17 protein-coding genes are annotated in these 19,014 nt (G+C 73.7%); 10 read left to right on the top strand and 7 right to left on the bottom strand.

The window, feature by feature from the left end:
- Nucleotide 1: 1 nt before the first annotated feature.
- Nucleotides 2–1,060 (bottom strand): DNA integrity scanning diadenylate cyclase DisA, encoded by a 1,059-nt coding sequence (gene disA / locus K7862_RS21425; protein WP_222964937.1) that lies wholly within the window; start codon nt 1,058–1,060, stop codon nt 2–4.
- A gap of 218 nt (nt 1,061–1,278) precedes the next feature.
- Nucleotides 1,279–2,673, bottom strand: coding sequence for a DNA repair protein RadA (gene radA / locus K7862_RS21420; RefSeq protein WP_222964935.1), 1,395 nt, complete (start codon nt 2,671–2,673; stop codon nt 1,279–1,281).
- Nucleotides 2,674–2,898: 225 nt separating this feature from the next.
- On the opposite strand from radA, the gene K7862_RS21415 reads away from it, so the two are divergent.
- Entirely contained in the window at nt 2,899–4,575 is a 1,677-nt protein-coding gene (locus K7862_RS21415) for a BACON domain-containing protein (RefSeq protein ID WP_262413560.1), read from the top strand.
- A 152-nt stretch (nt 4,576–4,727) separates the two neighbouring features.
- Nucleotides 4,728–5,948, top strand: coding sequence for an MFS transporter (locus K7862_RS21410; RefSeq protein ID WP_222964931.1), 1,221 nt, complete (start codon nt 4,728–4,730; stop codon nt 5,946–5,948).
- Between the two features lie 82 nt (nt 5,949–6,030).
- Here K7862_RS21410 and K7862_RS21405 read toward each other — a convergent pair whose 3' ends face one another.
- Nucleotides 6,031–6,813, bottom strand: a complete 783-nt coding sequence (locus tag K7862_RS21405; protein WP_222964929.1) for a DUF3109 family protein — start codon at nt 6,811–6,813, stop codon at nt 6,031–6,033.
- Nucleotides 6,814–6,895: 82 nt separating this feature from the next.
- On the opposite strand from K7862_RS21405, the gene K7862_RS21400 reads away from it, so the two are divergent.
- The 4 genes from K7862_RS21400 to ilvD all read left to right on the top strand — a co-directional run bounded on the left by K7862_RS21400 (nt 6,896) and on the right by ilvD (nt 11,492).
- Nucleotides 6,896–7,933 carry a Ppx/GppA family phosphatase gene (locus K7862_RS21400; protein WP_222964927.1) on the top strand — a complete coding sequence of 346 codons (1,038 nt, stop codon included), beginning with the start codon at nt 6,896–6,898 and terminating at the stop codon, nt 7,931–7,933.
- 40 nt (nt 7,934–7,973) lie between these two features.
- Complete coding sequence (locus K7862_RS21395) at nt 7,974–8,840, top strand: sugar phosphate isomerase/epimerase family protein (protein WP_372461612.1); 867 nt, start codon at nt 7,974–7,976, stop codon at nt 8,838–8,840.
- A complete protein-coding gene (locus K7862_RS21390) occupies nt 8,837–9,448 on the top strand; it encodes a TetR/AcrR family transcriptional regulator (protein WP_222964925.1) in 612 nt (203 codons plus the stop codon). The genes K7862_RS21395 and K7862_RS21390 overlap by 4 nt, the downstream gene beginning before the upstream one ends.
- Before the next feature lie 187 nt (nt 9,449–9,635).
- On the top strand, nt 9,636–11,492 hold the full coding sequence (gene ilvD / locus K7862_RS21385; protein ID WP_222964923.1) for a dihydroxy-acid dehydratase: 1,857 nt from the start codon (nt 9,636–9,638) through the stop codon (nt 11,490–11,492).
- A gap of 76 nt (nt 11,493–11,568) precedes the next feature.
- Here the strand turns inward: ilvD and K7862_RS21380 are convergent, their stop codons facing one another.
- Nucleotides 11,569–12,441: an SGNH/GDSL hydrolase family protein gene (locus K7862_RS21380; RefSeq protein WP_222964921.1), complete on the bottom strand. Its 873-nt coding sequence runs from the start codon at nt 12,439–12,441 to the stop codon at nt 11,569–11,571.
- Nucleotides 12,442–12,902: 461 nt separating this feature from the next.
- Nucleotides 12,903–13,568 carry a response regulator gene (locus K7862_RS21375; protein WP_222964920.1) on the bottom strand — a complete coding sequence of 222 codons (666 nt, stop codon included), beginning with the start codon at nt 13,566–13,568 and terminating at the stop codon, nt 12,903–12,905.
- A gap of 300 nt (nt 13,569–13,868) precedes the next feature.
- Between K7862_RS21375 and K7862_RS21370 the strand changes: the two genes are divergently transcribed.
- On the top strand, nt 13,869–14,369 hold the full coding sequence (locus K7862_RS21370; RefSeq protein WP_222964919.1) for an EamA/RhaT family transporter: 501 nt from the start codon (nt 13,869–13,871) through the stop codon (nt 14,367–14,369).
- A gap of 206 nt (nt 14,370–14,575) precedes the next feature.
- On the opposite strand, the gene K7862_RS21365 is transcribed toward K7862_RS21370, so the two are convergent.
- On the bottom strand, nt 14,576–15,049 hold the full coding sequence (locus K7862_RS21365) for a hypothetical protein (protein ID WP_222964918.1): 474 nt from the start codon (nt 15,047–15,049) through the stop codon (nt 14,576–14,578).
- Nucleotides 15,050–15,218: 169 nt separating this feature from the next.
- Between K7862_RS21365 and K7862_RS21360 the strand changes: the two genes are divergently transcribed.
- From K7862_RS21360 to proC, 3 genes are all read left to right on the top strand, one after another.
- Nucleotides 15,219–16,001 carry an ABC transporter ATP-binding protein gene (locus tag K7862_RS21360; RefSeq protein WP_222964917.1) on the top strand — a complete coding sequence of 261 codons (783 nt, stop codon included), beginning with the start codon at nt 15,219–15,221 and terminating at the stop codon, nt 15,999–16,001.
- Nucleotides 15,998–16,735: an ABC transporter permease gene (locus K7862_RS21355; RefSeq protein WP_222964916.1), complete on the top strand. Its 738-nt coding sequence runs from the start codon at nt 15,998–16,000 to the stop codon at nt 16,733–16,735. The genes K7862_RS21360 and K7862_RS21355 overlap by 4 nt, the downstream gene beginning before the upstream one ends.
- A 61-nt stretch (nt 16,736–16,796) precedes the next feature.
- Nucleotides 16,797–17,618, top strand: coding sequence for a pyrroline-5-carboxylate reductase (gene proC / locus K7862_RS21350; protein ID WP_222964915.1), 822 nt, complete (start codon nt 16,797–16,799; stop codon nt 17,616–17,618).
- A gap of 6 nt (nt 17,619–17,624) precedes the next feature.
- Here the strand turns inward: proC and trpS are convergent, their stop codons facing one another.
- Entirely contained in the window at nt 17,625–18,623 is a 999-nt protein-coding gene (gene trpS / locus K7862_RS21345) for a tryptophan--tRNA ligase (protein ID WP_222964914.1), read from the bottom strand.
- Nucleotides 18,624–19,014 lie beyond the last annotated feature (391 nt).

Below are 19,014 nucleotides of genomic sequence, written 5' to 3'. Positions count from 1 at the left end.
ATCAGACGTAGCGTTCGAGGATCGAGGACTCCGCCAGCCGCGACAGGCCCTCGCGCACCGAGCGCGCCCGGGCCTCGCCGACGCCGTCCACCCGCTGCAGGTCGTCCACGCTGGCGGCCAGCAGCTTCTGCAGCCCGCCGAAGTGCTCCACCAGACGCTCGATGACCGTGTTCGGCAGCCGCGGCACCTTCGCCAGGAGGCGGTAACCGCGCGGCGAGACCGCGGAGTCCAGCGACTCCGGTGAGCCGGTGTAACCCAACGCGCGGGCCACGGAGACGAGTTCGATCAACTCGCTCTGCGGCAGCGCGTCCAGTTCGGCCATCGCCTCGGTGACCGTGCGGCTGCGCTTGGCGGTCGGCTCGGGCACGTAGTCCCGGGCCACCAGCTCGCGTTCGGGCTCCACGCCCGCGATCAGCTCGTCGAGCTGCAGCGCCAGCAGCCGGCCGTCGGTGCCCAACTCCACGACGTACTCGGCGATCTCGGTCGCGATCCGGCGCACCATCTCCAGCCGCTGCGCGACGGCCGTGACGTCCCGGACCGTCACCAGGTCCTCGATCTCCAGCGCGGACAGGGTGCCGGCGACCTCGTCGAGCCGCAGCTTGTACCGCTCCAGGGTGGCCAGCGCCTGGTTGGCACGCGACAGGATCGCCGCGGAGTCCTCCAGGACCCGGCGCTGCCCGTCCACGTACAGGGCGATCACCCGCATCGACTGGCTGACCGAGATCACCGGGAAGTTGACCTGCTGGCTGACGCGGTCCGCGGTGCGGTGCCGGGTGCCGGTCTCCTCGGTGGGGATGGCCGGGTCCGGCACGAGCTGCACACCGGCCCGCAGGATCTTGGTGATGTCCTTGTCGAGGATCATCGCGCCGTCCAGCTTGCACAGCTCGCGCAGCCGCGTCGCGGTGAACTCCACGTCCAGCACGAAACCGCCGGTGCACAGGGACTCGACGGTCTTGTCCATGCCCAGCACGATCAGGCCGCCGGTGTTGCCCCGGACGATGCGCTCCAGGCCGTCACGCAGCTGCGTTCCGGGTGCGACCGCGCTCAGCGGGGCGCGCATCAGCCCACCGTCGGCGCCAGGACCTGCGCCGGACCTGCCGGCAGAGTCCCCTGCCGCCCTACGGGCCGGGGCGGTGCCCCCTGCTCCGTCCTTGGCTGCCACTCTGCAATCCTCCGGTAGCTACGGATGCCCACTGCCGACTCGGCGAGAGGCGAGACCAGGGCAAAGTTTACGTCTTCCGTGCAGGAGGGGGCGGGCAGCCGCCGGGAGGAGGGCGCTCAGCCGGTGGTGGGACGCGGCCTGCGCTGGGGGAGCGCACGCAGCGCATCGCCTATGTCCGCGACTTCGATCACCTTCATGCCCGGCGGGATCTTGCCCGGGTCCGGGGGCACGAGGGCGTGCGTGAAGCCCAGCCGGTGCGCCTCCGACAAGCGCCGCTGCACACCGGTGACCCGCCGCACCTCCCCTGCCAGCCCCACCTCGCCGACCGCCACCAGGTTCTTCGGCAGCGGGGTGTCGATGGCCGCGCTGGCCAGCGCCAGGGCCACCGCCAAGTCCGCGGCCGGCTCCGACAGCTTCACCCCGCCCACGGTCGCGGTGTAGATGTCCTGCTTGCCGATCGAGCGGATCCGGCCGCGCTGCTCCAGCACGGCCAGCATCATCGACACCCGCGACGTCTCCAGGCCCGACGTGGTCCGCCGCGGTGAGGGGATCTGGGTGTCGACGGTCAGCGCCTGCACCTCGGCGACCAGCGGGCGGCGGCCCTCGAGCGTCACTGTCAGGCACGTCCCCGGCACCGGCTCGTCACGCCGGGTCAGGAACAGCCCCGACGGGTCGGCCAGGCCCGTGATGCCCTCGTCGTGCAGCTCGAAGCAGCCGACCTCGTCGGTGGCCCCGAACCGGTTCTTGACCCCGCGGATCAGCCGCAGCCGCGCGTGCCGGTCGCCCTCGAAGCTGAGCACCACGTCCACCAGGTGCTCCAGCAGCCGCGGGCCCGCGATCGCGCCGTCCTTGGTGACGTGGCCCACCAGCAGCGTGGACATGCCGCGTTCCTTGGAGGCGCGGATCAGCGCGCCGGCGACCTCGCGCACCTGCGCCATGCCACCGGGTGCGCCGTCGATCTCCGCGGACGCCACCGTCTGCACCGAGTCCAGGATCAGCAGCCCCGGCTTGACGTCGTCGAGGTGACCGAGCACCGCGGCCAGGTCGGTCTCGGCCGCCAGGTAGAGGTGGTCGGCGAGCGCGCCGATCCGGTCGGCCCGCAGCCGCACCTGCGACGCGGACTCCTCGCCCGTGACGTACAGCGTCGGCGCCTGGGCGTTGGACGCCTTGGCCGCGACGTCCAGCAGCAGGGTGGACTTGCCGACGCCCGGCTCGCCCGCGAGCAGCACGACGGCGCCCGGGATGAGGCCGCCGCCCAGCACGCGGTCCAGCTCGGGCACGCCCGTGGAGCGCGCGGTGGCCTGCCGGCCGTCCACCTGGCCGATCGGCCGGGCCGGCGCCGAGACCCGGCCGGGCGCGGTGGTGCGCACCGCGGGCGCGCCGCCGTACTCCTCGATCGTGCCCCAGGCCTGGCACTCGCCGCAGCGGCCGAGCCACTTCACGGTCGTCCAGCCGCACTCGGTGCAGCGGTACGAGGGGCGGTCCTTGGCGGCGGGTTTGCGGGTGGCCATGCGGTTCACGGTAGCGGGCGGGTCCGACAACGGGTCCCGATCGCCGTTCCGGAGGCGCGGGGGCGCGCCCGAGGGCGTACGCCACGGCGTTCGAGCGCGTGAACGTACCGTCACCCGGGAGCGTGACCGTTCTGTCCGAATTCGGCCCGGATCATTACCCATAAGGGTTAACGTCAGGCGGGACTGCTGAACTCGGGCCCCTGACGGGCCTACCGTCAGCCGGTGATGAGCAGGCAGGAGACCCCCACCCAGACCACCGGCGCCCACCGCCGGCACCGGGCCCCGGCCGGACGGCCCAGGACGGCGGAACGGGACCGCGAGCGGCGCCCGCAGGGCACGCTGCCGATGCAGCCGCCCGGGCACTACGAGCCGTATCTCGACGGCCTGTTCACGTACTGCCTGTCCATCCTGTGCGAGCACGACGCCGCCTCCGCGGCCGTCGGCGAGACCCTCGCCCTGGCCGAACGGCAGCGGGCCCGTCTGCACGACGCGGCGCTGCGACGGGCCTGGCTGTACGCGCTCGCCCGCTGGGCCTGCCTGCGCAGGCTCGCCGCGGGAGCGCTGCCGCAGCCGCGCGCCTCGGAGACCGTCGCCGAGCAGCGCCGCGCCCAACTCGCCGCCCTCGCCTGGCCCGAGGCGGCCGGCACCACACCCGAGCAGCGCGAGGCCCTCGAACTCGCCGTCCGCCACCAGCTCACGCCCGCCGAGATCGGCCACGTGCTGGGGCTGGACGCGGACGCGGCGCGTTCCCGGCTGGCGCGCGCGGCCTGCGAGGTGGAGCGGACCAGGACCGCCCTGGCCGTCGTCGACACCGGGCGCTGCGCGCTGGTCGCCCAACTGGCCGGTGAGACGCGGGTGCTGCTCGGCACGGCGCTGCGCACCGAACTCGTCCGCCATGTCGACGAGTGCGCTGTCTGCCGCCGCACCGCGGAACGCGTCGTGGCGCAGGAGCCGTGGCCGGGTGCGACGGCGCCCGGAGCGTCCGCGGTCCTCGGACTCGTGGAGGCGCCGCGCTCGGCCGCCTACGCGGCGCTGCTGCACGCCATGGACGCCGGGATCGGGCGGACCCGCGAGGGCACGCCGCGGTTCGACCGGCGCGGCTTCCCGCTCGACCTCAAGGACCGTGCGGCCCGCCGCGCGCAGTTGCGGCACCGCGCGGTCACCACGACCGTCGTCGCCGCGGTGGTGGCCGCGCCCGTGCTGGCGCTGTGGGCCGCCTACCGGGCCGCCCCGCTCGGCGACGAGGCGCCCGGGAACCGCGGGCGGTCGGCGGTCAGCGAACGCGACGGGCTCGACGGCGTCCCCTACGAGAAGGCCGGCAGCTCCGTGCCGACCTCCCGCGGCGGGGCGCCCGCGCCCAGCGCCTCCGGCGCCTCCCCGTCCGCGTCCGCCGGGGATCCGGCGTCCCCCACGGTCTCCGTCTCCTCCAACGCGCCCACGGACGGGTCCTCGTATCTGCTGGTCACCGCCCGCCCGGCGCCCGGCAGCACGGACATCACCCTCACCGCGAGCGGGGGCGCGCCGGTGCGGTGGACGGCGTCGACGTCCGCGTACTGGCTGGAGCTGTCGGCACGCGGCGGGGTGCTGCGGCCTGGAGAATCGATCACTCTCACCGTGCGCGTGGACCGGGCGCTGGAGCCCACGGGGGCGTGGAGCGCGGCGATCTCCTTCCAGCCGGGTGGGGCCGTGGTGCGGTTGCACGGCTCCTCGACCCGGTCGGTGCCGCCGCCGGTCTCCTCGTCCCCGACGTCGGCTCCTCCGTCGTCCTCGGCCCCCCCGACCTCCGCGCCGCCGACGTCGGAGCCGCCGCCGACGTCGGGCGAGCCGTCGTCCTCACCCACGGAGGCGACCCCCTCCGGCGGGGCGTCGACGACGGACTCGGGCACGTCCGGGGCGTCGTAGCGCTCGTCCTCCCTGTGCCGTCCCGCTCCCGCTCCCGCTCCCGCCCGCGGTCCGCGGTCTGCTGCGGTCCGCGGTCTGCGGCCAGTGGCCGGTGCTTGGTGGCCGGAAATAACGGGGCGCGGGGGCATGAGCGGTGTGGTTAGTGTCGTGGGATGGGTGAGGGTGAACGGTGGGGGCGGGACTTCGCCGCTTTCTGGGTCGCGCAGACCCTGTCGGTGGTGGGGGACTCCTTCGCCCTGATCGCGTTGCCGCTGCTGGTCCTGCACGCGACCGGATCCGTCGCGCGGATGGGCCTGTTGACGGCTGTGGCGGGGGCGGCGTCCGTGCTGGCCGGGGTGTTCGCGGGCGTCGTGGTGGACCGGCTGGACCGTAGGAAGCTGCTCATCGCCAGCGACCTCGTCCGCATGGTGCTGTACGCGCTCATCCCCCTGGCGTGGGCCGTCGGCCCGCAACTGTGGCTGCTCTACGTGGTCCTGCCGCTGGCGGAGGCGGTCGGGATGCTGTTCGCCGTCACCTATGTCACCGCCGTGCGGTCGCTGGTTCCCGCCGAGCGCATCACCGAGGTCAACGGCCGGCTGAACGCGACGGCCGCCGCGGCCGGGGTGGTCGGGCCGCTGTGCGCGGGCTTCGTCGTGGCCTGGTTCGGGGCGGCGGCCGCGGTCGGCGTGGACGCGGCGAGCTACGGGGTCTCGGCCGCGTGCATGCTCCTCGTACGGTTCCGGGGCTCCACGCGCCCGGAGAAGGGCGCGGAACGCACCGGCGTCTGGAGGGAGTTGGCGGCCGGCGCGGCTTTCCTGGGCCGGCACCCCGTGCTGCGCACCCTGACCGCGCTGCTGTCGGTCTTCAGCTTCCTGACCCTCGGCCTGAACGACCTGATCGTCTACCACGTGAAGCACGATCTGGGTCAGGGTGACGGCGCGGTCGGCACGGTCTTCGCCGTCGGGGCCCTGGGGACGGTCGCCGGGGCGCTGTCGGTGGCCATGATCCGCCGCGCGCTGGGCTTCGGCGTGGCGTGGATCGGCGGTGTCGCCGTCTGCGGAGTGGCGCTCGCCGCCGTCGGTTCGGCGGGCAGCGTCACGTCGACGGCGACGCTGGCGGCGGTGTTCCTCGGGTGCGTGGCCGTCGCGGGCACGTGCTCGATGTCCCTGCGCCAGGAGGTGACCCCCGAGCATCTCCTCGGGCGGGTGACCTCGGCGCACTGGACCCTGCACTACTCCGCGGCCCCGGTCGGCGCGGCCGTCCTCACCTGGGCCGCCCAGCACTACGGCACCGCCTGGGCCTGCCTGATCGCGGGGATCTGCTGCCTTCTCGTCGCCGCCCTGGCGCTCCTCACGCCCGTCCGCACTCCCAGCCCCGCCGCCGCCCCTCGATGAGGGCGCCGTCGACGAGAGCGCGTCAACGCGGGCGGGCCGCGCCCGCCCGCCCCTCCGCCTCCGGGCGCCCCGGAGCGAGGTCCTACGCCGGGTCCGCCGGGTGCGGGGCGACCAGGGGAAGGGCCGCCGCCAGGCGGGCCTCGCACATGCCGGCCAGCACCTCGTAGGCCGCCGCCCCCATCAGTTCGGTGAGTTCGGCCCGGTACGAGGCGTAGACCGGCTCGCCCCCGCCGTGCGCGGACACCGCCGACGTGCACCACCAGTGCAGGTCGTGCCCGCCCGGCCCCCATCCGCGGCGGTCGTACTCACCGATGGAGACGACCAGGACCCGGGTGTCGTCGGGCCGGTCGACCCAGTCGAAGGTGCGGCGGATGGGGAGCTGCCAGCACACGTCGGGCTTGGTCTCCAGCGGCTCGCGGCCCTCGCGGAGGGCGAGCGCGTGCAGGGCGCAGCCCTGGCCGCCGGCGAAACCGGGACGGTTGGAGAAGATGCACGCGCCGTCCACGACGCGCGTCTGCCGTTCGCCGTCCTCGTTCTCCTCGGCCCAGAAGCCGTCGCGTCCGGTGCCCAGGGAGTGCAACTGCCAGGTCTCCGGGGTGAGCCGTGCCACATGGCCGGCCACCCGCTTCTCGTCGTCGTCGTCGGAGAAGTGCGCGCCCAGCGAGCAGCAGCCGTCGGCGGCCCGCCCTGCCACGATCCCCTGGCAGCCGTGGCCGAAGACACAGGTCCACCGGGAGGTGAGCCAGGTCAGGTCGCAGCGGAAGACCTGTTCCTCGTCGGCAGGGTCGGCGAACTCCACCCAGGCCCGCGGGAAGTCCAGCGCTGTCTCGTCTCGGCCGTCCGTGCGGCCCTTCACCTTCGCCACGCGCCCAAGCGTAAGACCGTAATGCGTGTAATGCCGCAACCCGCCCGCGCACGATCGCGGTCCGGGGCGCTAGCGTCACCTCATGCGACTCGGAGTGCTCGATGTGGGATCCAACACCGTCCACCTGCTGGTGGTGGACGCGCACCCCGGCGCGCGCCCGTTGCCGGCCTACTCCCACAAGGCGGAACTGCGGCTCGCGGAGCTGCTGGACGAGCAGGGCGCGATCAGCGAGGCCGGCGTGGACCGGCTGGTGGCCACCGTCGCGGACGCGATGCGCGTCGCCGAGGACAAGGGCGTGGAGGACGTGCTGCCGTTCGCGACGTCGGCGGTCCGCGAGGCGGCCAACGGCGAGGCGGTCCTCGCCCGGGTCGAGCAGGAGACCGGGGTCGGGCTGACCGTGCTGTCCGGTGAGGACGAGGCGCGGCTCACCTTCCTCGCGGTGCGCCGCTGGTTCGGCTGGTCGGCCGGCCGGCTGCTGGTGCTGGACATCGGCGGCGGCTCGCTGGAGATCGGCTTCGGCATGGACGAGTACCCGGACGCGGCGGTGTCGCTGCCGCTGGGCGCGGGCCGGCTGACCAGCACCGGACTGCGCGCCGATCCGCCGACGGCCGACGACGTGCGGGCCCTGCGCCGCCGGGTGCGGGCCGAAATCGCCCGTACCGTCGCGGAGTTCGCCCGCCTGGGCACCCCGGACCTGGCGGTGGGCACCTCCAAGACGTTCCGGCAGCTCGCCCGGATCGCCGGGGCGGCGCGCAGCGCGGAGGGCCTGTACGTGCAGCGCACGCTGCGCAGGTCCGCGCTGGAGGCGTGGGTGCCGAAGCTGGCCGCGATGAGCGCGCAGAAGCGGGCCGAGCTGCCGGGCGTCTCGGCGGGCCGGGCCCGTCAGTTGCTGGCCGGCGCACTGGTCGCCGAGGGCGCGATGGACCTGTTCGGCGTCGACGAGCTGGACATGTGCCCGTGGGCGCTGCGCGAGGGCGTGATCCTGCGCAAGCTCGACGTGATGGTCGCCGACACGGCCGCCGGCCCGGTCACGTCCGCCCCCGGAACCCCCGTCCAGGCGCCCGGAACCCCGGCGCGGAACGGCGGCGCGGGCTCGACCCTCGCGCCGTGGCGCGGGTGACGTTCCGGCCACGCTCGGTGGTCGCCGTACGCTAGCTCCCGTGGCTGAACCCGAGGGACCCCAGGCGCATCACGCCGCGAGCCGTGCAGGACGGCCCGTGGCGGTGCCCGGTGCGCGGGTCGCGCTGTCCACGGCGTCGGTCTATCCGGAGTCCACGGCCACCGCCTTCGAGATCGCCGCGCGCCTGGGGTACGACGGCGTCGAGGTGATGGTGTGGACCGACCCGGTCAGCCAGGACGTGGACGCGCTGCGCCGGCTGTCGGAGTACCACGGCATCCCGGTGCTCGCTGTGCACGCGCCCTGCCTGCTCATCACGCAGCGGGTGTGGTCGACCGACCCCTGGGCGAAGCTGCAGCGCGCCCGGCGGGCGGCCGAGCGGCTCGGTGCGACGACCGTGGTGGTGCACCCGCCGTTCCGCTGGCAGCGCTCCTACGCCCGTGACTTCGTCCGCGGGATCTGGCGGATGGCGGGCGAGACCGACGTGCGGTTCGCGGTGGAGAACATGTACCCGTGGCGCTACCGGGACCGCGAGATGCTCGCCTACGCGCCGGACTGGGACGTCAGCAAGGAGGACTACCGCCACTTCACCGTGGACCTGTCGCACGCGGCCACCTCGCGGGTCGCCGCGATGGACATGGTGCGGCGGATGGGCGACCGGCTGGCGCACGTGCACCTGGCCGACGGCAGCGGCTCGGCCAAGGACGAGCACCTGGTGCCGGGACGCGGTGGCCAGCCGTGCGCGGAACTGCTGGAGTCCCTGGCGGTCACCGGTTTCTCGGGTCACGTGGTGATCGAGGTCAACACCCGCCGGGCGATGTCGGCGGCCGAACGGGAGGCCGACCTGGCCGAGGCGCTGGCCTTCACGCGGCTGCACCTGGCGGCGGCCGCGGGCGTGGGCCGGCGGTGACGCCCACGCGGCGCCGCGGCCGTCCGGCGGGCCCGGCGTCGGGCGACACCCGGGAGCGGATCCTGGCCGCGGCCCGCGAGGAGTTCTCGGCGCGCGGCTACGACCGCACCTCGGTCCGGTCCATCGGCAAGGCCGCCGGGGTGGACGCGGCGCTGGTGCACCACTACTTCGGGACCAAGGAGCAGGTCTTCGCGGCCGCGATCGAGATCTCGTTCGCGCCGGCCCAGGACATGCCGCAGGCGATGGCGGGCGGCGACGCCGGGGGCATGGGCGAGCGGGCGGCCCGCTTCATGCTGCGGATCTGGGAGAACCCGGCGACCCGCGAGCCGCTGCTGGCGGTCGTGCGGTCGGCGGTGACGAACGACACGGCCGCGGCGGTGCTGCGCGGTCTGGTCAGCCGCACGCTGCTGGCCCGGGTCGCGGGCGAGCTGGACGTGCCGGACCCGGAGTACCGGGCGCAGCTCGCGGCGGCCCAGCTCGTCGGCATCATCATGCTGCGGCACGTGGTCAAGGTGGAGCCGATCGCCTCGGCGGACCCCGAGCGGCTGGTGGCGATGGTCGCGCCGACGCTGCAGCGCTACCTCACCGATCCCGACGTCGGGCCCTGACGGCGGTCGGCCCGCCGGCGCCGCCCCCGGGCGCTCACCTCGCGCCGCGCGGCAGCGCGCGGCGGGACACGGATCCCGCGATCCGGACGGGTTGTCCGGATCCTGGGCGACGGGCGTACGCTCGGAGCCCAGGCGTGAGCACCATCGCCTTCTCGTACGCGCTCGAGTGAACCAAGGAGTGGACACCGTGCCCGAGCTGAGGTCACGTACGGTCACCCACGGCCGCAACATGGCGGGCGCCCGCGCGCTGATGCGCGCCTCCGGCGTCGCCAACGCCGACATCGGCAAGCCGATCGTCGCGGTCGCCAACAGTTTCACCGAGTTCGTACCCGGCCACACCCACCTCCAGCCCGTCGGCCGCATCGTGTCCGAGGCCATCAAGGCGGCCGGCGCCGTGCCGCGCGAGTTCAACACCATCGCGGTCGACGACGGCATCGCCATGGGCCACGGCGGCATGCTCTACTCGCTGCCCTCCCGCGACCTGATCGCCGACTCCGTCGAGTACATGGTCGAGGCGCACTGCGCGGACGCGCTGATCTGCATCTCCAACTGCGACAAGATCACCCCGGGCATGCTGATGGCCGCGCTGCGGCTGAACATCCCCACGGTCTTCGTCTCCGGCGGCCCGATGGAGGCCGGCCGGGCGACCCTCGTGGACGGCACCGTCCGCAAGCTCGACCTGATCAACGCGATCTCCGACGCGGTCAACGAGAGTGTCTCGGACGAGGACATCCTGCGCATCGAGGAGAACGCCTGCCCGACCTGCGGCTCGTGTTCCGGCATGTTCACCGCCAACTCGATGAACTGCCTGACCGAGGCGATCGGCCTGTCCCTGCCCGGCAACGGCTCGGTGCTGGCCACCCACACCGCCCGCAAGGCGCTGTACGAGAACGCCGGCCGGACCGTCGTCGAGCTGACCCGGCGCTACTACGAGCAGGACGACGCGTCCGTGCTGCCGCGCGCCATCGCCACCCCGGCGGCCTTCGAGAACGCCATGGCCCTCGACATCGCCATGGGCGGCTCGACCAACACGATCCTGCACCTGCTCGCCGCAGCCCAGGAGGCCGAGCTGGACTACGGCCTGTCCGACATCGACGCGGTCTCGCGCCGGGTGCCGTGCCTGGCCAAGGTCGCGCCGAACGTCGCGCCCGGCGGCACCTACTACATGGAGGACGTGCACCGGGCCGGCGGCATCCCGGCGATCCTCGGTGAGCTCTACCGCGGCGGCCTGCTCAACGAGGACGTGCACACCGTCCACTCCCGCTCGATCAAGGAGTGGCTGGAGACCTGGGACGTGCGCGGCGGCACCCCGACGCCCGAGGCCGTCGAGCTGTGGCACGCCGCCCCCGGCTGCGTCCGCTCGGCCGAGGCGTTCTCGCAGTCCGAGCGGTGGGAGACGCTGGACACCGACGCGGCGGGCGGCTGCATCCGCGACGTCGAGCACGCCTACTCCCAGGACGGCGGCCTCGCGGTGCTGCGCGGCAACCTCGCGGTGGACGGCGCGGTCGTGAAGACCGCGGGCGTCGACGAGTCCATCTGGACGTTCGAGGGCCCGGCGGTGGTCTGCGAGTCCCAGGAGGAGGCCGTCGAGAAGATCCTCCGCAAGGAGATCACCCCCGGCGACGTCGTCGTCATCCGCTACGAGGGCCCGCGCGGCGGCCCGGGTATGCAGGAGATGCTCTACCCGACCTCGTACCTCAAGGGCCGCGGCCTCGGGAAGTCCTGCGCGCTGATCACCGACGGCCGCTTCTCCGGCGGCACGTCGGGCCTGTCGATCGGCCACGCCTCACCCGAGGCGGCGTCCGGCGGCACCATCGCCCTGGTGCGGGACGGCGACCGGATCCGCATCGACATCCCGGCGCGCTCGATGGACCTCCTGGTCTCCGACGAGGAACTGGCCGCCCGCCGTGAGGAGCTCGGCGGCGTCTACGCGCCGAAGGCGCCCCGCGACCGCAAGGTCTCCACGGCGCTTCGCGCGTACGCGGCGATGGCCACCAGCGCGGACAAGGGCGCGGTGCGCGACGTGAGCAAGCTCGGCGGCTGACTCCGCGAACGCCCCGGAGCTCCACGAGGGTGCCCCGCCGTCCCACGGGAACGGCGGGGCACCCTCGTCGCTCTGGTCAGAGACCGAGCGCCGCGATCGCCCGGCCGGCCATCTGCGACTCGCCCATCGCGTTGGGGTGCACGGGCACGAAGTTGGTGCCGAACAGCACCGGTTCGATCCACCGGGTGCCGACGGCCTGGCACGCGTCGTGGCCCTCGGAGGCCGCGGACAGGTCGACGTACGTGGCGCCCGTCGCCGCGGCGGCCCTGCGCACCGCGGAGTTGAGGTGCGTCTGCAGGTCCCGCAGGTACGGCACGTCGCCGGACGCGATCGGCATCTTCGCGAAGCACGACGGGTCGGCGGTGGCCGGCAGGATCCACGGGTAACCGAGGATCGCCACACGGGCGTTGGGCGCCTTGGCGCGCACCGCGGCGAGCGCGCCGACCAGAGCCGGGTACGTGCTGGAGTCGATGGTGTCGTCGAAGCTGCTGCCGTACAGGGACGCGCACGGGTGGCCGAGGCCGAGCGTGGCGGCGCCGGCGGAACCGCACGCCAGGATCGCGTCGATGAAGGTGTTGTTGTCGTTGCCGCCGATGGTCATCGTCACGAGCTTGGTGCTGCCGCTCAACGCGTCGATCTGCGGCCCGACTCCGGGGTACTGCGAACCGGTGAAGTCCTTGGTCTCCGCGCCGCCGCAGGTGACGTCGGTGAGCTGCGCGCCGGTGCGCGCGGCGATCACATGCGGGTAGTCGGCCGTCGAACGCGCGCACAGCGGCGACGCGTCGGGGTCCAGCGGCAGGATGCCCGAGCCCGCGCTGTAGCTGTCGCCGAGGGCGACGTACGGCACGGGACTCGCGGCGTGGGCGGGGGGCGCGGTGAGCCCGAGAGCGGCGGTGCCCGCGGCGGCGGCGATGGCCGCCAGACCGCGGACGAGAACGCGCATCGACATCTGAATCTCCCTTGACGTCAGACGTGGGGGGCGTCGTCCGCGCGATGCCGCGCGGAGGAGGGCCTCGACGCTGCGCGGAACTTACTGACCGGTCAGTAGGTCGTCAATACGTCGTGCACGGAAGGTCGGCTTCCAGGTGGGCCCGCCGTTGGGCGGACAACTGGTGGTGGGGGTCGGGCCCGGGGGCCCAGGGCGGGGGCGGAGGAGATCGTGAGGTCCACTGGCACGGTGGCGGAGCGCGCGGTGAGACCGTGAGGGCCGAGAAGGCGAGGAAGGGGGAGCGGGTCGGGTGGGCATGCCGCCCAGAAGATCGCCAACGACGACGAATGAACGTGACCCTCCCCCGTCCGGGTGTGTCGGCCCCGCGCCGCCACCGGGTGCACGTCGTGGCGCGTCCCCCTCAGCGCATAGGACTTCGCGATGTCACCTGGTCGAGAGAACGGGCTGCCCGTGTGGACGCCTTAGGCGGGGCGGGGGACGAGGGCGGCTTCGTGGGCGGTGATCAGCAGGTGGACCCGGTCGCGGGCGGCGAGCAGGACGGTCAGCCGGGTCACCTCGGTCCGGGTCGCGGAGAGGCTGATGTTCAGCTCGGCGGCGATCTCGGCGTCGGACAGGCCGTGGCCGACGAGGATCAGGACGGCGCGCTCCCGCTCGGTGAGGGAGCCGGTCGACGCGCGGGCGGCGGGGGACGGTTCGAGGCGGACGGCGAGGCCGGCGACGAGGCGGCGGGTGACGGAGGGCGCGACCAGGGCGTCGCCCGCGGCGACCACACGGATCGCGGTCAGGACGTCGTCGGCCGGCCCGTTCGTGACCACGAAGCCGCTCGCCCCCGCGCGCAGCGCCGCGTACACCTGGTGGCCGTCGCCGACCGTGCTCAGCACGAGGACGCGCACGCCGTCGGCGCCCGGTTCACCGGTGATGATGCGGGTGGCCTCGACGCCGTCGAGGTCGGGCAGACGCAGATCCATCAGGACCACGTCCGGGCGGGTCTCACGGGTCAGTGTCACCGCCTCGCGCCCGGTACCGGCCTCCCCGGCGACCTCGATGCCGGGTGCGTCGGCGATGAGGGCACGCAGCCCGGCTCGCACCAGCGGCTGGTCGTCGGCGAGGACGACGCGGATCGTCACGGCGACGGCTCGCGGCGCCGGGTGCCGGCCACCAGGGCCGTCGGTCCGGAAGCGTTGCCGGACCCGTTGCGCGGGCCTCCGCCGGGTGTGGGCCGAAGGTGCGTCGGCTGGTGCCTGACCCGCGAGGGGCGCTGGCACGGAGCGTACGGCGCGGACATGACCCGAGCGTAGCCACGGTTTTCGCACTGGTCATCGACCCACAGGACGAGGGGTGGCGCTCCCGGGCGCTGCGATCAGCGTCACAGAACGGGCGATCGGGTGATCCAGGACATTCCCGGGCCTTACGTCATAATCGATGGCGTGAGCGAATCGACCACCCCCACCGCCAAGGCCACCCGTGCCGCTGGGTCCGCCCCGCGCGGCGACCGCAGGACCACCGGGCCGCAGCCGGACCCGATCAGGTTCTTCGGCACGAGCTGGGTGGAGCACGACGCGGGGTACCGCGGGCGCCGCGTCGCCGTCGCCGCGGGATCGCTGGCCGCCGCGCTCGCCGGCGCGTTCGTCCTGCGTTTCGGCTTCCAGGGGCTGGCCGACGCCAAGCTGAACACCCTGGTGATGGTGCTGGCCGTGGCCGGATTCGCGGTGTGCAGCGCGCTGGCGTTCCAGCGGACGTGGCAGTCCCTCACGGGGGCGGCGCGCGGCGACGTGGACAGCTCGCGCGGACTGTACGCCGTCGGGTTCGTCGGGGCGTTGCTCGCCTACTTCCTGCGGAGCTTGGTGGAAGCGCCCGGGGAAGGGGTGGCTCGCGCCGCGTACGAGGCCCAGCTCACCCCCTCCGCCCGGGCGCGCCGCACCCCCTGAGCCTGGCTTCCAGCCCGGTATGCGGTACGGCTTCGGGGGTGCCCCCGGGCCGCCGTTCCCGTCCTCCGGTTCGCTGTGGCTTGTCGCGCGGGGGAGAGATGCGGACAGCCACCGGGCGGAGGACGGGAACGGCGGCCCAGGAGCACCCCGGAAAGTGAGGGCACTCGGGGAACCCGGGCGTACCCGGGCGGACACCGAGCCGGAGGCTACCCGCGACGTCCCGCAGCAACGGAGCCGACGCCCCCCACCACCGCAGCCACCACCGCCCCCTGCCACAACCCTGTCCACACCGAGCCGAAGACGCCCTGACTGGTCAGCACCTGCCGCACGACAAGGTCGAAGAAGAACATGCCCGCCGCCGGCACCGCGGCGACCCGCCAGGGATGCTCCCGCGCCCAGCGGAGAATCCGCCGGTCGCGCCCCGCGTGCCCACGCGACGAGTACCCCAGCACCGCCCCCGCCCCGCCGACGCAGAAGAAGAGCAGCGCGGCCACCGAGAGCGCCCCGCTCAGGATGCCGAGCCCGAAATGCCCGGTGACCAGGTGCAGGGCCAGCGAGACCCCGCCGCCGAGCGCGCCGACGACGGCGGCCGGCCGCCAGGGTCCGAGGGTCGCCGAGGCCACGGCCAACTGCCGCTTCTCCGCGCCCGACACAGCGATTTCACGGGATGAACGCCTCATACCGCCAACGGTCCGTCGCGGGGGAACGAAAGGCCATAGGGGATGACCCTGACGATCCCCCCACCCGCCACCGCGTGGAATCCGGGTACGGGCCCCGCCCGGTCGCACCCCGGGCCGCCCCACTCCCGCGACCCTTGACGCCACGCCTCCGCCGGTGTTTATTCATCGCATGATGAATAATGCCTCCGCCGTCCAGGCCGCAGGCCTGCGCGTCACCCGCGGCGGCCACCCCGTCCTGGACGACCTGTCCTTCGCGCTGCCGCGCGGCCGCATCACCGGTCTGCTCGGGCCGAGCGGCTGCGGCAAGTCCACCCTGATGCGGGCGATCGTCGGTGCGCAGGCCCGCGTCACGGGGGAGCTGACGGTGCTCGGGCGCCCCGCGGGCCACCGCGAACTCCGCTCCCGCGTGGGGTACGTGACGCAGGCGCCGTCCGTGTACGCCGACCTGACGGCACGTCAGAACCTCGACTACTTCGCCGCCGTCCTCGGCGCCCCGGCCCGCGCCCGCGCCGCCGCGGTCGAGCAGGCGCTGCGCGACGTGGACCTCACGTCGCACGCCGACGCGCTGACCGGCAGCCTGTCCGGGGGCCAGCGCGGCCGGATCTCGCTCGCCGTGGCCCTGCTCGGGGAGCCCGAACTGCTGGTGCTGGACGAGCCGACCGTCGGCCTGGACCCCGTCCTGCGCCGCGACCTGTGGGCGCTGTTCCACCGCCTCGCCGAGGAGCGCGGGGTGACCGTCCTGGTCTCGTCGCACGTCATGGACGAGGCCGAACGCTGCCACCGGCTGCTGCTCCTGCGCGACGGCCGCCTGCTCGCCGAGGACACCCCCGACGACCTGCGCCGCCGTACCGGCACCGCCACCGTCGAGGACGCCTTCCTCCACCTCGTCGACGAAGCCCGCGCGACGGCCGGCGCCGCCGTGACCCCCCTCCGTACGAAGGCCACGCCATGAACGCCGCCCGCAAGCTCGCCACCGCCCGCCGGGTCCTGCGCCAGCTCGCCCACGACCCGCGCACGATCGCGCTGATGCTCGTCGTGCCGTGCGTCCTGCTCACGCTGCTCAAGTACGTCTTCGACGCGAGCCCCCGCACGTACGACTCCGCCGGCGCCGCCCTGCTCGGCATCTTCCCGCTGATCACGATGTTCCTCGTGACGTCCATCGCCACACTGCGGGAACGCACCTCCGGCACGCTGGAGCGCCTGATGTCCATGCCGCTGGGCAAGGCCGACCTGCTCGGCGGGTACGCGCTGGCGTTCGGCGCGGTGGCCGTGGTGCAGGCGGCGCTGGCCACCGGCCTGTCGGTGCTGCTCCTCGGCCTCGACGTCACCGGCTCGCCCTGGCTGCTGCTGGTCGGCGCGCTCGCCGACGCGTTCCTCGGCACGGCGCTCGGCCTCTTCGTGAGCGCCTTCGCCGCCAGCGAGTTCCAGGCCGTGCAGTTCATGCCCGCCGTGCTGCTCCCCCAACTGCTGCTGTGCGGCCTGTTCGTCCCACGCGGCGCCATGCAGCCGGTGCTCGGCGGCCTGTCCGACGTGCTGCCGATGTCCTACGCCGTCGACGGCATGAGCCAGGTCGTCCACCACACCGGGGTCACCGGGCTGTTCGTCCGCGACCTCGCGATCGTCGCCGGCTGCGCCCTGCTCGCCCTCGCCCTCGGCGCCGCCACGCTCCGCCGCCGCACGGCGTGACCGCCACCTGGAAGGATGGGCGGCAATAAGCCCCTCCGGTGCGACGAGGAGAGCCGCCGCCATGACCGACCTGTCCCGCAGCCAGAAAGTCGCCGTCCTCGGCACCGGCAAGATCGGTGAGGCCTTGCTCTCCGGCATGATCCGGGCCGGCTGGGCCCCCGCCGACCTGCTCGTCACCGCCCGCCGTGCCGAACGCGCCGGGGAACTGCGCGACCGCTACGGCGTCGAGGCGGTCGGCAACCCCGAGGCCGCCAAGGCCGCGGACACCCTGATCCTGGCCGCCAAGCCGCAGGACATGGGCGCGCTGCTCGACGAGCTGGCTCCGCACCTCGCCGCCGACCGGCTGGTGATCAGCGCGGCCGCCGGCATCCCCACGAGCTACTTCGAGGAGCGGCTCGCCGAGGGCATGCCCGTCGTGCGGGTCATGCCGAACACCCCGGTCCTCGTCGACGAGGGCATGTCCGTCATCTCCGCTGGACGCCACGCCACCGAGGCGCACCTCGTCCGCACCGAGGCGATCTTCCAGCCCGTCGGCAAGACCCTGCGGGTGCCGGAGAAGCAGCAGGACGCGGCGACCGCCCTGTCCGGCTCGGGGCCCGCGTACTTCTACTACCTGGTCGAAGCGATGACCGACGCCGGCATCCTGCTCGGACTGCCCCGGGCTCAGGCCCACGACCTCATCGTGCAGTCCGCGATCGGCGCCGCCGTCATGCTCCGGGACAGCGGCGAGCACCCCGTCAAGCTGCGCGAGGCGGTCACCTCCCCGGCCGGCACCACCATCAACGCCATCCGCGAACTGGAGAACCACGGCGTGCGCGCGGCGCTGCTGGCGGCGCTGGAGGCCGCCCGCGACCGCAGCCGCGAGCTGGCCTCCGGCGCCTGACCGCCGTCAGGCCGGCGGCAGCAGGCCGATCGCCCGGTAGGCCGCGTCCACGGTCGGCCGGGCGATCGCCCGGGCTCTCGCCGCCCCCTCGCGCAGGACGCCGTCCACGTACCCGGGGTCGGCGCACAGCTCCGAGTGCCGGGCCTGCAGCGGCCGCAGCAGCTCGACCACGGCCTCCGCGACATCGGCCTTGAGCGCACCGCTGCCCTCGTACCCGTCCGCCAGCGCCGCCGGCTCCTTGCCGGTGCAGGCGGACAGGATCTCCAGCAGGTTCGCCACGCCCGGCCGCTCCTCCGGCTCGTACGTGACGTCGGCCCGGCTGTCGGTCACCGCGCGCCGGATCTTCTTGGCCATCACGTCCGGCTCGTCCAGCAGGTAGATGATCCCGGCCGTCGCCGCGTGGGACTTGCCCATCTTCGCGGTGGGGTCCTGAAGGTCCATCACCCGGGCGGCGACGGTCGGCAGCACGGCCCGCGGCACCACGAAGGTGTGGCCGTACCGGTGGTTGAAGCGCTCGGCCAGGTCACGCGTCAGCTCGACGTGCTGTGCCTGATCCTCGCCCACCGGCACCTCGTCGGCGCCGTAGATGAGGATGTCGGCGGCCATCAGCGCCGGGTACGTCAGCAGGGAGAGCCGCACGCTCTGCCCGGACGCCTGCGCCCGTACGGACTTCTCCTTGTACTGGATCATCCGCCGCATCTCGCCGTCGGAGGCCACGCACTCCATCACGTACGACAGACGCGCGTGCTCGTCCACGTGGCTCTGCAGGAACACCGAACAGACCTCGGGATCGAGTCCCGCGGCGAGCAGCAGCGTCGCGCCCTGCCGGCTGAGCCGGCGCAGGCGCGCCGGGTCGTGGTCGACGGTCAGCGCGTGCAGGTCCACCACGCAGAAGAGGGAGTCCGCGCGGTGCTGGTCCTTCTCCGCCCACTGCCGCAGCGCGCCCAGGTAGTTGCCCAGCGTCATGTGGCCGGTCGGCTTGATCCCGCTGAAGATGCGTGTCATGACGTCGTTCTCTCCCTGTCGGGGGCCACCGCCGCTCACGGCCGGGAGAAACGAGAACGGCCGCCTGAGGCGGCGGCCGTCGGATGCATGCGTGAGTCCCGGGCCGCCCTAGGCGGCCCACCACTGGGTGCTGCACGTATGCGTGGTCATGGACCACATCCTAGCCGAGGGGGGCACTCCAGGGTCAGAGTTGACATCACCCGATCCCTTCCGTAGTGTCCTCCGAGTTGTCCGACGTGAGCGCCGACTCCGGTCGGTCCCCGGACAGCCATCCCGCAGCAGGTAATCGCATTCACCATGACGGTCTAGTTCGGCCGGCAGTGGCATGCGTATGCGTGTTCGTGGAATGCACCGGAAGGGAAAGCGGCCGATTTGGATCGGCCGGTGAACA

The organism is Actinacidiphila acidipaludis (genome assembly GCF_019890725.1).
GTDB classification, from domain to species: Bacteria; Actinomycetota; Actinomycetes; order Streptomycetales; family Streptomycetaceae; genus Actinacidiphila; species Actinacidiphila acidipaludis.
The sequence above is the reverse complement of the archived record's forward strand: the minus strand, read 5'-3'. Positions and strand labels throughout refer to the sequence as shown.